The organism is Nodosilinea sp. FACHB-131, from assembly GCF_014695395.1.
Classification (GTDB): Bacteria; Cyanobacteriota; Cyanobacteriia; order Phormidesmidales; family Phormidesmidaceae; genus Nodosilinea.
The window spans coordinates 1-13556 of record NZ_JACJOF010000004.1 but is presented as its reverse complement, the minus strand read 5'-3'; the positions used below and the strand labels follow the sequence as shown (position 1 = coordinate 13556).

Sequence of the window (13556 nt, the reverse complement as noted above, 5' to 3'; positions counted from 1 at the left end):
CTCAGTCTGGCCCTTGGCGGTGAAGAGATGACAGCCAAAGGCGTTGCTGCCCAGTGTAGCCGACCGACCTTGCGAAAATCTGCGTGGGGCTATACCTCAGTCGTCGCTCACAGGCCTACAGATCCACCGGGTGCTGCCCGTAGTAGGGCAACACTAACGACCAATCAGGGCGATCGCCCCTCAGCCAGCGCCCATAGGCCAAGGCCAAAACCTGCACTACCGTCGCCGCCAGGTCATCCCCAGCGATCGCGCGATGCAGAGGTTGGGGATAGCTGGTCAGCACCTGCTCCCAGGCTGCTGCCGTCAGCACCTGGTCAGGGTGGGATGGCTCTAAGCCATTGGCGGTCGGTTGATAGATGGCGGTAAACAACTGCTCTCGCCGGGCCGGCATCTCCACGGCAATGTCTGAAATAGACCCAGTCGGGGAATTGTCTAGGGCCTGTTGGGCGATCGCCGCCAAGCTCGATACCCCAAACAGCGGTATCTCTAGCTGCTGAGCCAGAGTGCGCGCCGTCACTACCCCAATTCGGGTGCCGGTAAAGCCCCCCGGCCCCTGGGCCACTGCCAAAAACGAGAGATCTGTCCAGCTATAGGGCGCGATAAACTCCATCAGAATGGTGTGCAGCTGGGTTGACAGGTCGCGCCCCAGGGGCCAGGTCTGGTGGCGGGTTTCGCCGTCAAAATTGCTCAGGGCCAGCCCCAGATCAGGGCCGCAGGTGTGAATCGCTAGGCCTAGCATGAACGTAGATTGGGTATCCAAAAGACCAGAATAAGAATACAGGAGCCAGGAGAGCAGACCCACTGCTGACGCAAAATCAGCCGCTTCCTCGCACTACTGGCGATCGCATCCACGACACCTGGAGCATTCGCGGCTCAACCAACGTCATGTATCTAAGGTCGGGGCTCTGTCGAATACCTAGTCAACTTTCAGTAACTTTTATAAAGCCTTTTTCGTTACATAGAAAAATCGCTAGATGCTCTCAATAATGAGGGTATCCGGCCGTCGGTCTTGGTATCTGGTATTGCTACGGTTGCCCCCATGAAAAAACGCTGCCTCCCCACCTGCCTTATTCTTCGCAACTTGTGCGTAATCTTGACTCTAGTTGGCGGAGGCGTACTGATAGCGGCAGACATCCACGCTTCAGCCAACCAGCAACCGCAGCAGACGACCGCTCTGAAGCAGCTGTTTGTCTATCAAATCTTGCTGAGTGCAGAGCAAAACCAGGAGTAGGCATGATCCGGCAGCTTCATGGTTGACTCCAAAGCGGCAGCGATCGCCTTTAAGACAGCCGTGGTCAGCCACCTCAACCAGGTAGCCCCAGCGACCGCCCGAGCCATGTTTGGCGGCTACGGGCTGTACTGCGAGGGCATTATGTTTGCCCTCATCGCCCACGAAACGCTGTATTTCAAAGTCGATGCCAGCAACCAGGAGCGCTTTACCGAGGCGGGTATGGGGCCGTTTGTGTATCACCGCGACGGCAAGGCTGTGACCATGTCGTATTACCAGCTGCCCCCTGCCGTCTATGACGATTTGGGCCTGCTATACAACTGGGTCGAGGCTTCGGTAGCGGCCGCCCGGCGAGGCAAACAAAAGTAGGGGCACCGCATGCTGCGCCCCTACAAATTCACGCTGCTGAGCTGAGATCTTCGCGTACAGATTTACTCTGCAAATGGTCGTTCCCCTCAATCTCATTTAAGAGACGACCACTTGCTCTAGAGCGATCCCTCAAACTCCGATCGCAGAGGGCACCGGGTCTTTCTTCGCCTTCCTGGGCCGGTTGATCGGGTCCAGGTAGGTCTCTAAGCGCCTAAAGGCAATAGATGCTAGGGAGGTCATAATCAAATACACAAGCGCCACCCCAAAATACACCTGAAAGGCGGCGTATGTGCTTGCCACGATCAGCTCACCTTGGCGAAGTAGCTCGTTAAACCCAATCACCGAGGCTAAGCTGGTGTCTTTGATCAGGGTAATGAACTCGTTGCCCAACGGAGGGACAATGCGCCGAAACGCTTGGGGAAAAACAACATAGCGCATGGTTTCTACCGGGTTCATAGCGAGGGATTCGCCCGCCTCCCATTGGCCGCGATCGATGGATTGAATGCCGCCTCGCAGAATCTCTGATAGGTAGGCAGCCACATTGAGACTGAGCGCCAAAATGGCGGCAAAAATTTGGTTGAAGCTGATGTCAATGCCTAGCCCCTGGAACAGCGCTGGCAGGCCGAAATAGATCATATATAGCTGCACTAGCATGGGCGTGCCGCGAAAGAAGTCAACGTAGATGCGGCACAGCCAGCGCAGGGGCTTGATAGGCGAGATCATGGCAAAGGCCACTAAAGAACCGCCAATCAGCCCGAAGAAAAATGAGGCTGCGGTCAGCAGAATCGTGATCCAGGCCCCCTTAAACAGGTTCTTAAAGAGTCTTCCCCAGGCAAAGCCGCTACTGGTGCCGCTGGTCGCCAGGGCTGGGGCTACAGTCGGCAGAACAGGTGGGTCAGACAAAAACCACTTGCGATAGATCTGGGCGTAGGTGCCGTCTTGGATGACAGTTCCTAGAGCGGTATTCATTTCATCGAGCAGCGCTGAGCCCTTTGGCAGAGCAATGCCGTAATACTCCTCGGTGACAAGTTCACCGACAATTTTTGCCCCCGTTAGGTTTGCTTCGTTGATTGCATAAAGCGTTACTGGCAAATCGTTAACGACGGCATCCACGTTGCCGTTGATCAGCTCTTGTAGCGCCAGGGGGGCATTGTCAAACTGTCTGACCGTGGCCCCTTCCACAGAGCTGGCTTTCGCGGCACCCGTGGTACCGATCGCCACTGCAATCCGCTTGCCTGTCAGATCTTCGAAGGACTTGATCTCTGAATCGCTCTCTCGTACAGCGATTGCCAACCCCGCCTCAAAGTAAGGCCGGGTAAAGTCTACGGTCAAGGCGCGATCGGCGGTAATGGTCATGCCGCTAATGGCCGCGTCAATGCTCTTGCCCTGGATGGCGGGCACCAGTCCGTCAAAGGGCAGGCTAGTGAATTGCACCTCCTTACCTGCCGCTTCAGCCATGGCCGTCATCAGCTCAATGTCAAACCCGATAAAAGCCCCTGTGGCTTCATCCTTCATTTCAAAGGGGGGAAAGGCTGGTTCGGTGCCTACCTCCCAGACTGCCGGGGTATCTTGGCCCAGGCTAGCGAGTTGAGCTGCCCCGAGCCCGATCAGCAGTCCCAGCACCAAAGCTAAACAGCGCCTCAACCAGCGTAAGCCAAACGGATGAAAAACCATGTCGGCGACACTCTACAACAAAAGCTTCCGGCAGCTCCGGGCGATCGCAACCGGATTGTGTTGCACAATAGTCAATTCCCTTTGGGATTAAATGTATTCCGCGATACAGATGCCTCCGGTTGCCAGTGATTCTCTAATAGAGATTAAGTTCTGTCATTGCGCCTGCCCATGACGACTACCATGACCGCGATCGCCACGCCCGTGATTGCCTGCGAAAACTTGTACAAAAGCTACGGTTCGCTGGATGTCTTGAAAGGGGTGAGCACCACCTTTACCAAGGGCGATGTGGTGTCGATCATTGGCCCCTCGGGCTGCGGCAAAAGCACGTTTCTGCGCTGCCTCAACCGGCTAGAGGCGATCAACCAGGGCCACCTAGAGGTGATGGGCCAAGACATGTCAGCCCCAAAACTACCTTGGAAGGCGCTCTACCACCTGCGCAGCCAGGTGAGCATGGTATTTCAGCACTTCAACCTGTTCCCTCACCTGACGGTGATTGAGAACCTCATGCTCTCGCCTCGCAAGGTGCTCAAGCATTCCGACGCCGACTGCCGCGACCTGGCCAGCCAATACTTGGCTAAGGTGGGTTTGGGCGATCGCGCCGATGCCTACCCCGAGCAGCTCTCTGGCGGGCAAAAGCAGCGGGTAGCGATCGCCCGCAGCCTCTGCATGCGCCCCGAGGCCATTCTGTTTGACGAGCCCACCAGCGCCCTCGACCCCGAACTGGTGGGTGAGGTGCTGGGCGTCATGCGCCAGCTCGCCGAAGAGGGCATGACCATGATTGTGGTCACCCACGAAATGCAGTTCGCCCGCGAAGTCTCTAACCGAGTGCTGTTCTTCAACAACGGCGTCATTGAAGAAGAGGGCATCCCTGCCGAGGTGTTTAGCAACCCCCGCAGCGATCGCCTCAGATCTTTCCTCAGTCGATTGAGTCAGCATCAGTAGGGTCTAAGGTACAAGGTTTAAGGTATGGGGTGTAGGGTCTAAGGGATTGCCCGAGACCTTATACCTTGCACCCTGTACCCAAGCTTCTTCTCTTCTCCGTCACCGATCCCAGCAAAATTCCATCTACAAAGATTGATCTAAGCGTGGATCAACGCTAAGATTAGAATCTTTGGAAATTGCTTCCAACGTTAGACATTGTTCGGAGAGTAAACGTTTATGGCGCGATATAGAGGCGCTCGCCTGCGGGTTGTACGCCGCTTGGGTGAGCTACCGGGTCTGTCCCGCAAGTCCCCCCGTAAGGCTTATCCGCCGGGGCAGCACGGCCAAGACCGCAAGAAAAAGTCTGAGTACGCAGTCCGGCTTGAAGAAAAGCAGAAGCTGCGGTTTAACTACGGTCTGACCGAAAAGCAGCTGCTTCGCTACGTGAAGAAAGCTCGTCGGGCCGGCGGTTCGACCGGTTTGGTCATCCTACAGCTACTCGAAATGCGGCTCGACAACACCGTGTTTCGCCTTGGGTTTGGGCCGACCATTCCCTCGGCGCGGCAGGTGGTTAACCACGGCCACATCTGCGTGAATGGCCGCGTGGTGTCGATTCCCAGCTATCAGTGTCGCCCTGGCGATGTGATTACCGTGCGCGATCGCGAAGCTTCCAAAAAATTGGTCGAAGCCAACCTGGAATTTCCCGGTTTGGCCAACGTGCCCGCCCACCTTGAGCTTGACAAAGCCAAGCTCACCGCTAAGGTCAATGGCGTCATTGAGCGCGAGTGGGTGGCCCTTAACGTCAACGAACTGCTTGTGGTTGAGTACTACTCCCGTAAGGCCTAAGGCTGCTGGTCATTACTGGAGATTGTTTGCTGGCCGACAGGTCATCGCTTACCGCCCATAACGCATTACTCTTACTCAATTAATTTGTAGTTTGGCTCCTGGCCCGTCAGCTAGGAGCCATTTTTTTGCGCTCCTCAGCTTGCGACTCCGATTGGACGTCTCTGGGGCAAATTCGTGAGAATAAAACTACTCCCTATTGCGGCTGAGCCTATGCCTTGCCAATTGTGCCAGCGTTCCGTAGACGATCTCACCGAACACCACCTGGTGCCGCGCCAATACACCCGGCGACGTCACCTGCCCACCAGCGAGACGGTGCTCCTGTGCCGCCCCTGCCACAAGCAGATTCACACCCTATTTGATAATCACACCCTGGCCCGCGACCTGAATACGTTAGAGCAGCTACAGGCAGAACCCAGACTCCAGAAGTTTGTCGCCTGGGTGCGCAAACAGCAGCCCCATAAGCGGGTGAGAAGCTACCGGTAGGCGGTGCTAGGTTTTAGTCCTGGCCGTGGCGCTCTCAGCAGAGGTGGTTAGTTTGCCGTTGTTGTGGTGCACCACCAGCACTGAGCAGTCGGCGTGGTGCATGACGTAGTTGCTTACGCTACCCAGCAGCAGTTCGCTGAGACCCTTGCGTCCGTGGCTGCCCACCATAATCAAATCAGCGCCCCAGGATCTAGCTATGTTGCAGATGGTGGCGGCAGGTTCTCCAGAGGTCTGGGTAAATTCGGCAATAACGCCCATGTCTCGGGCGTGGTCGAGTTCTTGTCGAAGCTGAGCAATACCTTGGGCCTCAAATTCTTCCCAGCGTTTTTGGTAAAGCCGCCAGGTGGAGTCTTCGAGCACGGGGTAGTAGGCCTGGTACGAGCGAATGGGAATGCCGGGGCTGCCTTCCTCGTAGGCCGAAAGCACGTGCACGAGCATGAGGTCTGCCTGGGTAGCTTTAGCCAGGTCGAGGGCTTTTTGTAAGATCTCTTGCCGGTGGGCAGAGTTGTCGAGAGCAACCAGAATTTTTTTGAACATGGCGGTGAGTCTCCTGTTTGACAGGCCCGCGTTTTAGGCTCTTTAGGTGCAGCGATAGAGACAGTGATGGAGCCAGGCCAGGGGCAATGCGGCTACACCTCTATTATAAAAAGCCCTGTAATCTAGCAGGGCTGGCCGCAACAATGCCTTACGGGAAGGGCAATAATCGGGCGGCGGGCTTCATGGTTCTTAAGGAGATACGATGACCCTTCTAGGCCGGTCTTTGACCATCACGCTAAGACTCTTTAAGGGCTACTAACCCTTGGCTGAAGCACGGCATGCTCAATAAATATGTATGGTTAACTTCTTCGCCTAACGGCTGCGGCGTTGCAGATAGACCGGCATTCTATCTACGGGATAGATCAGCAAATTCTGTCTCAGGTTTTCCACCGACGATCGCCCGTTTACCAACTCCCAGTTAAAGTGCCGCAGCAGTTGAGCCAGCATCAGGGTTGACTCCAGCATGGCCAGGTGTTCGCCCAGGCAGCGGTGGGGGCCAGAGCCAAAATCAATCATCGGCGGGGCTGGGGTTTGGCGGTCTTCCGTGAGCCAGCGATCGGGCCAGAATTTGTCGGGCTTTGGATAGGTCTCGGGGTCGCGCCCGGCACCCAGCATCGACCAAAATAGACGCGCTCCGGCCGGTACTGCAACACCGTCAACGACGATGTCTCGGGTCGCTTGCAGCGACGTGGTGCCCGACGCAACGGAATAAAGCCGCAGGGTTTCTTTGACCACCCCTTGCAGGTAGCTCAGCTGCTTGAGGCTGGCCAGAGTGATAGCGCCTTGATCGTCAAAAACGCGATCGACGGTGGCTTGAGCTTTTTGAAACACTGAGGGGTTGAGGGCTAGCTCGCCCACCGCCAAGGACAGGGTGTGGGCGGTAGTATCTGTACCGCCAATCAGCAGTTCCACAATTTCGGGCAGCAGGGTGGCGCGAGTGTAGCGAGGCTCTTTGGCGGCAATTTTGACCAGCATCGACTGTTGGAATAGTGGGCTGGCTTTTTCTAAAGCGGCGGGGTCGCCGTCGCGCAGTTGCAGGGCCAGGTCGATACGCGATCGCAAGCAGTCCTCTAAATAGTGGCGAGCCGCCCAGTAGTCCTTGCTCGCCTGAGTGGGCAGATATTTTCTCCAAGCCTTTTCGCCAACGGCCATACGCAAAAACCGATAGGTCAAAACCGCCATGGCGTCGTAGGTCGGCTCAATCTCCAGGGGCGGGCCTTCGGAGCTAGGCTGCTTGGGGTCGATGGGAATGCCCAGCACCAGAGCCGCAATCACCCGCATGGTCAGCTCCACAAAGAGTGGGTCCATAGGTACCGGTTCCCCCGGCGGGGTGGCTTGCAGCTGGGTCACAGTCTGGTGACAGGCCTGATCGACCAGGGCGAAATAGTGACTGACGCCGCCAGAGCTAAACTCGGGGGTCCAGGCCTTGCGGCGCCACTGCCACTCGGCCCCATCCAGCCCGATCATGATCGGCCCCATCAGGTCGTTCCAGGCGCGCTGCGACTGACCGGTGCGCACTAGGCTACCGTCGCGGGTGCCCTGCATAATCGTGCTATCGATCAGTTTGGGCTGGCTGAGCACCAGCACCGGATAGCCAACCCAGTAGACATACTTGGGGCCAAATTCCTTGGACCAGTCGAACAAGATCTGAAAGAGCTGTCGATTTTTGACCGCTCCTAGCAGTTGGGGAATGTTGCCCAGCAGCCAGTGCTGGGGCGGAGAAGGCAGCGATCGCAGCGACTTAAAGCGCTGTTGTTGAGCCCACCGTTGCCACACCAGCAGACCGATCGCTCCCAGGCTAAGCGGCAGCCAAACAAGCGGAGCACTCAACAACTGAGCCATAGGAAGTATCCGCAGAGGACAAAGATGCGCCGATTATACAGGCCTGGGTTTGGCTATCTAAATCCGATCAATCACACTTAATTAAAGATGCGTTTGAGTGCAGGAATACGGCTCAACACAAAGTAGTCCAACAGCAGCACAACGGCCAGTGAAAGACCAACCAGGGGAAATACCAGCCCCAGAACGGCAACAATTGCCAGTGGAGTGCGCCAGTTCTGGACATAGGCGGGCATGGCGGGGGCTCCAATTAGCCCAGCACTCTGGGGCCGACGCTGCCACCACATCACAACTCCGGTGATGGCCAGCAGCATCACGACCAACGCCGCCACCAGCATGAGCAACTGATTGGCAAACCCAAAATATCTCCCCATATGAATGGCCGTTCCCATCTCCACGGCTTTAGGAACTAGACCATAATCTTGCCAGCGCACATCGGCCAGCACGGTGCCGCTGTACTGATCAACATGCAGGGTCACTTCCTGGGTTGGATCAGGAGGAAAGGCCGAAATCGTAAATACCCCGGTTTCTCCTGCGGGCAACGTCACGTTGAAGCCAGGAGGTGCGCCTTTAGCCTGCGCTAGGGCGATGACAGCGTCAAGGCTAACGGGGGTGCCAGAGGCCAAGCCAGTCTGAGCCGGTGCCGACTCGCCGTGGTGACCCGAGTGATCAGTTTGGCCCGAGGGAGCAGATTGAGGTATGGGCAGCTGTTCTACGGCCCAGGGCACCACCTGACCCCGCTGGTTTAGCGAGCCTGTCAACACAGCAGATTGAGGAATGTCGTCCCACATTTGGGCCGGGAACTGACTCGACACTTGGGCAAAGGTGTCTCCCCAAAAACCAGTCCAGGGTAAGCCGGTAAGAATCAGAAAACCAATCAGAAGAACGCCATAGAACCCCGGTACGGCATGTAAGTCTCGCCAAAATACCCGTTTGTTCTGGCTCCAAAGACGCGGGATTAAAGTACCCAAAACAGCAAACTTCTGGCGGGGCCACCATAGATACAGCCCTGTGATCAGCAGCACCAAACCCCAGCAGGCGGCTAGCTCAACTAGATAGTCGCCCATCTTGCCAATCAATAACTCGCCGTGAATCTTTCGGGCGACCGCCTGGAGGTTGTTGTCCTCATTGCGATCGCCTAAAACTTCTCCGCTGTGAGGGTCGACGAACACCATCAAATTGCGCTTATCTGCCGTTGTTACTAGCACCTCAGTGCTGCGGTTGGCGGCTACGGGCGGCGTAACCTGAGTAACCACTGCTTCGGGATAAGCCCTTTCGACGGTTTGTATCTGCTCTACGTAAGGCAGCACTGTAGAACTAGGCTGCACAAACATGAGGTTGTTATACATGGCCGCGTCTAGCTGGGGCTTAAACAGATAAATAATGCCCGTCGCGGCTAGGATCACCATGAAGGGAATTACAAACAACCCAGCATAGAAGTGCCAGCGCCACACCGTGCGGTAAAACCGGTTTCCAGGCGATAGAGCTACTGGAGATTGATTTACAACCAGGTTGGAGGGATTCATGCCGGTATTTGCCCAAAGTCAAGACTCCGATTAACATGCCTGATGCGCAAAGATGTTGTCAAAAGACACGGCGTCAACTCCTTGCGCGCCATCCGACATGAGAAACCCCAATTCAAAACAGGCACCCTGTCGGGGTTTAGCCAAACGGATTCGGTATTACACATTGTTATTTTTTCAGCAGCACCTCATCGTCAAACCGCTTTAGCCCCAGCCGGGGGGCTAGAGCCAGGCATTTCCCCAAGCACTCAAAAGATCAGCAGGTTTAGCTCTTCTTCAGGGGAAACTGGAGTGGACGCACCATAGTGGCCAGCAGGTGTTCGATCACAGCCGGTAGATCTCTACACAGACCGGTATGCACCCGTGAGGTTTGAATGATTGTGCTGCGGGGGGCAACCAGCCAGCCAAACCGTTCTCGCTGGGGCAGTTGACCAATGGAGCCAGCCTGAATATCACCAGCACAGATAATCGGAATGGTGTTTAAGTAACCTTCGACTGTTTCTAAGTCTAGGGTAGGGTCAAGGGCGAGCAGCCGTTGCGGAATGAGTTCAATTTTGGCTTCGAGAAATTTGCGCGTCGCGCATGAAACAATCACACCTACGTTGACAAACTCTTCTCGCTCAACCTTAGGCACCACCCGAATGATGGCGTAATCATAGGTGACCTGATCGTGCACGAATGGCCTCCTCTAAAAAAGCGTGGGGTGGCTCTAGCCGCTTCAGCAGATACTCAATATAAGCCTCGCGATGGTGTTGGCTATTGGTAAACGGAGAACCCTCCAGCAGCCAAGGCTCTGGAATTAGGTTGACGATGCCAGTGATGACATCTGGGGTTAGCTGAGCCGTCATGGTGGCATCGACCTCTAGCAGCTGACTGGCAAATCGCAGCAAGACGTGATCTTTGATGCCGGGGAAGGGGGTGCGGCTACGCTCTAAGTAGTTGTTCCAGCTGTGGTGAAAGTAGAGGGCAACGCCGTGATCAATCAGCCAGAGGCGGCGGTGCCACATCAGCATGTTGGTGTTGCGGGCGGTGCGATCGATATTGGTGACGTAGGCATCAAGCCAGACAATGGCCGAGGCCAGGGCGGCATCGGGCTGTTGGGCAACGGGGTCAAAGGTGATGGAGCTGGGCAGGTAGTCGAGGGCCAGATTGAGGCCTACACTGGCTCGAATCAAATCTTGAATTTCGGGGTCGGGTTCGGTACGGGCCAGTTCAGCATCGACTTCGATCAGGACAATTTCGGGCACCAGCAGGCCGACGGCCCGCGCAATTTCTCCAGCCACGAGTTCAGCAATCAGAGATTTCACCCCCTGACCGGCACCCCGAAACTTCAGCACATACATGCCATCATCGTCAGCTTCCACAATGGCGGGGAGAGAGCCTCCCTCCCGCAGGGGAGTGACGTATCGGGTGGCAACAACGGTTCGCAAATGGATTCTCGGTTACAGAGCCTCAGCCCATTTTAGTGGAACCGACCGTTGCGATCGCTCCAGGCAAGGGCCGGCGAAAAAAGTATTGAGCGATTTGCTCAGGCTGAAGGGGTAACGAATGCAGGCGCTAAGGGCGATCGCCCGCTGGCTACAATCCCTACCCGGATCGCCCGGTCGGGTAACTGCCGTAACTACCATCTGGGGAAAAATCAGTCATTATAAATAGGCATAGTAGTGTCTTTGTACCGTTGACCCATGGGCGACTTCAACATTCAGGCTCCCTTTGAACCTGCGGGAGACCAGCCAAAGGCGATCGCGGGCCTGACCAAGTTTCTGCAAGACAACACCAAGTACCAAACCCTGCTGGGGGCCACGGGCACGGGCAAAACCCACACCATCGCCCGCGTCATCGACAACATTGGCAAGCCGGCTTTGGTGCTGGCCCACAACAAAACCCTCGCCGCGCAGCTCTGCAACGAGCTGCGCGAGTTTTTCCCCGACAACGCCGTCGAGTATTTCATTAGCTATTACGACTACTACCAGCCCGAGGCCTACATTCCCACCACCGACACCTACATCGCCAAAACCGCCTCGATCAACGACGAGATTGACATGCTGCGGCACTCGGCCACCCGCTCTCTGTTTGAGCGCAAAGATGTGATTGTGGTCGCCTCGATCAGCTGCATCTATGGTCTAGGGATTCCGTCGGAATACCTGAAAGCCTCGATTCCGCTGCACGTGGGCATGGAAGTCAACCAGCGGCAGGTGCTGCGCGATCTGGCCTCGATTCAGTACGAGCGCAACGATTTAGACCTGGGCCGAGGCAAGTTTCGCGTCAAGGGCGACGTGCTGGAGATCGGCCCCGCCTACGAAGACCGCATCATTCGCATTGAGTTCTTTGGCGACGAGATCGACGCTGTGCGCTACGTTGACCCGATCACCGGCGCCACCCTGCAAAGCATGGAAGGCATCAGCATCTACCCAGCCAAGCACTTTGTCACCCCCGACGATCGCATCGAAGAAGCCTGCCAAGCAATCAAAGATGAGCTGCTAGAGCGGCTGGCGGAGCTGGAGAAAGAGGGGAAGTTACTGGAGGCCCAGCGCCTAGAGCAGCGCACCCGCTACGACCTGGAGATGATCCGCGAGGTGGGCTACTGCAACGGGGTGGAAAACTACGCCCGCCACCTAGCCGGTCGTCAGGCGGGAGCGCCGCCGGAGTGTCTGCTCGACTACTTCCCCAAAGACTGGCTGTTGGTGATTGACGAGTCCCACGTCACCATTCCTCAAATTCATGGCATGTACAACGGCGATCGCAGCCGCAAAATGGTGCTAATCGACCACGGCTTTCGCCTCCCCAGCGCCGCCGACAACCGCCCCCTCAAAGCCGAAGAATTTTGGGAAAAGGTGAATCAGTGCGTCTTTGTCTCCGCCACCCCCGGCAACTGGGAGATGGAGATTTCAGGCGGCAAGGTGGTCGAGCAGATTATTCGCCCCACCGGCGTGCTCGATCCGGAGATCTTTGTGCGCCCCACAGAAGGCCAGGTGGATGACCTGCTGGGCGAAATCAAAGAGCGGGCCGCGCGCCAGGAACGGGTGCTGATCACCACCCTGACCAAGCGTATGGCCGAAGACCTGACCGACTATTTCGACGAGCACGGCATTCGCGTGCGCTACCTGCACTCCGAGATCCACTCCATCGAGCGCATTGAAATCATCCAAGACCTGCGGGAGGGGCTCTACGACGTGCTGGTAGGGGTCAACCTGCTGCGGGAGGGACTCGATTTACCCGAAGTTTCCCTGGTGGCGATTTTGGACGCCGATAAGGAAGGGTTTTTGCGGGCGGAGCGATCGCTGATTCAAACTATCGGCCGCGCTGCCCGTCACGTGCAGGGGCAGGCGATTCTCTACGCCGACAACTTGACCGACAGCATGGCCAAAGCCATTAGCGAAACCGAGCGCCGTCGCGCCATTCAAACCGCCTACAACGAGGAGAACGGCATTACGCCCACCTCGATTATTCGCCGCAATAGCAACTCGATTCTGTCGTTTCTCGAAGTGTCGCGCCGCCTCAATGCCCACGAGCTAGAGGAGGTTTATGAGCACAAAGAAGAGCTACCCCTGGAAGACATTCCTGAACTGATTGGTCAGTTCGAAAAGCAGATGAAAGAGGCAGCGAAGAACCTTGACTTTGAGGAGGCGGCTAAGTTTCGCGATCGCATCAAGTCGCTGCGCGATCAGCTCTTGGGTAAGCGATCGTAGAGCATCATCCCTAGAGATCGCCTAGCTCAATGCCCTGTAATCAGGAACAGGGTTGCTAGCAAAAAGATTCAAATCCCTCTCCCAAGTTTGGAAGAGGGGTTCGGGGTGGGGGCCTCAAGGCTGAGAGAAGCCTTTTCGATCTACTGAGGCTTACTCAATCAGCAGAGTTTTGGTTCAGGATGACCATCCAGGTCTGGGCTCTGCTAGGCGATTCGGTCTCGATCGCGCTGGAAGGCACGGGGATCGGGTCGCTCCAATCGTTGGAGTTGGCATAGCCATAGGCATGGAGGATTGGTAGTACTAGAGAGGTAATGATGCGTTGTAGTGGTGAATAAAATTCCACAGCAAGCCAATGTGATTGCGCAGACTTTTAGAGAAGGCTAAGCTGCGTCTGACAAAGCGTGAAACCCGCTGTCTGAGAGTATTGTTGAATCGCTCAATGTAACT

General features: G+C 56.2%; 14 protein-coding genes. 6 read left to right on the top strand and 8 right to left on the bottom strand.

The genetic code is table 11. From position 1 onward, the window contains the following. Window positions 1-115 precede the first annotated feature (115 nt). A complete protein-coding gene (tsaB, locus tag H6F75_RS00970; RefSeq protein WP_190748357.1) occupies window positions 116-739 on the bottom strand; it encodes a tRNA (adenosine(37)-N6)-threonylcarbamoyltransferase complex dimerization subunit type 1 TsaB in 624 nt (207 codons plus the stop codon). Between the two features lie 354 nt (window positions 740-1093). Between tsaB and H6F75_RS00965 the strand changes: the two genes are divergently transcribed. Then, the gene (locus tag H6F75_RS00965; protein ID WP_206754658.1) at window positions 1094-1231 is read left to right on the top strand and encodes a hypothetical protein; all 138 of its coding nucleotides are present in this window, start codon (window positions 1094-1096) and stop codon (window positions 1229-1231) included. 18 nt (window positions 1232-1249) lie between these two features. Further along, on the top strand, window positions 1250-1597 hold the full coding sequence (locus H6F75_RS00960; RefSeq protein WP_190748352.1) for a TfoX/Sxy family protein: 348 nt from the start codon (window positions 1250-1252) through the stop codon (window positions 1595-1597). Window positions 1598-1726: 129 nt separating this feature from the next. Here the strand turns inward: H6F75_RS00960 and H6F75_RS00955 are convergent, their stop codons facing one another. Further along, window positions 1727-3271, bottom strand: a complete 1545-nt coding sequence (locus H6F75_RS00955) for an ABC transporter permease subunit (protein WP_190748351.1) — start codon at window positions 3269-3271, stop codon at window positions 1727-1729. Window positions 3272-3439: 168 nt separating this feature from the next. Between H6F75_RS00955 and H6F75_RS00950 the strand changes: the two genes are divergently transcribed. The 3 genes from H6F75_RS00950 (at window position 3440) to H6F75_RS00940 (ending at window position 5521) form a co-directional block, all read left to right on the top strand. Beyond that, window positions 3440-4213, top strand: coding sequence for an amino acid ABC transporter ATP-binding protein (locus H6F75_RS00950; protein WP_190748349.1), 774 nt, complete (start codon window positions 3440-3442; stop codon window positions 4211-4213). Window positions 4214-4429: 216 nt separating this feature from the next. After that, a complete protein-coding gene (rpsD, locus tag H6F75_RS00945) occupies window positions 4430-5038 on the top strand; it encodes a 30S ribosomal protein S4 (protein ID WP_190748347.1) in 609 nt (202 codons plus the stop codon). A gap of 210 nt (window positions 5039-5248) precedes the next feature. After that, the gene (locus H6F75_RS00940; RefSeq protein WP_190748345.1) at window positions 5249-5521 is read left to right on the top strand and encodes an HNH endonuclease; all 273 of its coding nucleotides are present in this window, start codon (window positions 5249-5251) and stop codon (window positions 5519-5521) included. A 6-nt stretch (window positions 5522-5527) separates the two neighbouring features. Here the strand turns inward: H6F75_RS00940 and H6F75_RS00935 are convergent, their stop codons facing one another. From H6F75_RS00935 to H6F75_RS00915, 5 genes are all read right to left on the bottom strand, one after another. Continuing rightward, the gene (locus H6F75_RS00935) at window positions 5528-6058 is read right to left on the bottom strand and encodes a universal stress protein (protein WP_190748338.1); all 531 of its coding nucleotides are present in this window, start codon (window positions 6056-6058) and stop codon (window positions 5528-5530) included. 312 nt (window positions 6059-6370) lie between these two features. Further along, window positions 6371-7900 carry a cytochrome P450 gene (locus H6F75_RS00930; protein WP_190748336.1) on the bottom strand — a complete coding sequence of 510 codons (1530 nt, stop codon included), beginning with the start codon at window positions 7898-7900 and terminating at the stop codon, window positions 6371-6373. Between the two features lie 77 nt (window positions 7901-7977). After that, entirely contained in the window at window positions 7978-9423 is a 1446-nt protein-coding gene (locus tag H6F75_RS00925) for a PepSY domain-containing protein (protein WP_190748328.1), read from the bottom strand. Window positions 9424-9685: 262 nt separating this feature from the next. Further along, on the bottom strand, window positions 9686-10096 hold the full coding sequence (locus H6F75_RS00920) for a DUF3037 domain-containing protein (protein ID WP_190748326.1): 411 nt from the start codon (window positions 10094-10096) through the stop codon (window positions 9686-9688). Beyond that, the gene (locus tag H6F75_RS00915; protein WP_190748324.1) at window positions 10074-10850 is read right to left on the bottom strand and encodes a HipA family kinase; all 777 of its coding nucleotides are present in this window, start codon (window positions 10848-10850) and stop codon (window positions 10074-10076) included. Before H6F75_RS00915 ends, H6F75_RS00920 begins: the two co-directional genes overlap by 23 nt. A gap of 255 nt (window positions 10851-11105) precedes the next feature. Here H6F75_RS00915 and uvrB point away from each other — a divergent pair, with 255 nt between their 5' ends. After that, window positions 11106-13109, top strand: a complete 2004-nt coding sequence (uvrB, locus tag H6F75_RS00910; RefSeq protein WP_190748322.1) for an excinuclease ABC subunit UvrB — start codon at window positions 11106-11108, stop codon at window positions 13107-13109. 300 nt (window positions 13110-13409) lie between these two features. Here the strand turns inward: uvrB and H6F75_RS00905 are convergent. After that, a partial coding sequence (locus tag H6F75_RS00905) for an IS1 family transposase (protein WP_242019556.1) occupies window positions 13410-13556 on the bottom strand: 147 nt, incomplete at its 5' end.

What these genes read in the sequence shown, in the direction of transcription:
- H6F75_RS00935 (WP_190748338.1), bottom strand. Translation starts at nt 6,058, where the DNA reads ATGTTCAAAAAAATTCTGGTTGCTCTCGACAACTCTGCCCACCGGCAA.
- H6F75_RS00950 (WP_190748349.1), top strand. Translation starts at nt 3,440, where the DNA reads ATGACGACTACCATGACCGCGATCGCCACGCCCGTGATTGCCTGCGAA.
- H6F75_RS00940 (WP_190748345.1), top strand. Translation starts at nt 5,249, where the DNA reads ATGCCTTGCCAATTGTGCCAGCGTTCCGTAGACGATCTCACCGAACAC.
- uvrB (WP_190748322.1), top strand. Translation starts at nt 11,106, where the DNA reads ATGGGCGACTTCAACATTCAGGCTCCCTTTGAACCTGCGGGAGACCAG.
- H6F75_RS00925 (WP_190748328.1), bottom strand. Translation starts at nt 9,423, where the DNA reads ATGAATCCCTCCAACCTGGTTGTAAATCAATCTCCAGTAGCTCTATCG.
- tsaB (WP_190748357.1), bottom strand. Translation starts at nt 739, where the DNA reads ATGCTAGGCCTAGCGATTCACACCTGCGGCCCTGATCTGGGGCTGGCC.
- rpsD (WP_190748347.1), top strand. Translation starts at nt 4,430, where the DNA reads ATGGCGCGATATAGAGGCGCTCGCCTGCGGGTTGTACGCCGCTTGGGT.
- H6F75_RS00955 (WP_190748351.1), bottom strand. Translation starts at nt 3,271, where the DNA reads ATGGTTTTTCATCCGTTTGGCTTACGCTGGTTGAGGCGCTGTTTAGCT.
- H6F75_RS00930 (WP_190748336.1), bottom strand. Translation starts at nt 7,900, where the DNA reads ATGGCTCAGTTGTTGAGTGCTCCGCTTGTTTGGCTGCCGCTTAGCCTG.
- H6F75_RS00960 (WP_190748352.1), top strand. Translation starts at nt 1,250, where the DNA reads ATGGTTGACTCCAAAGCGGCAGCGATCGCCTTTAAGACAGCCGTGGTC.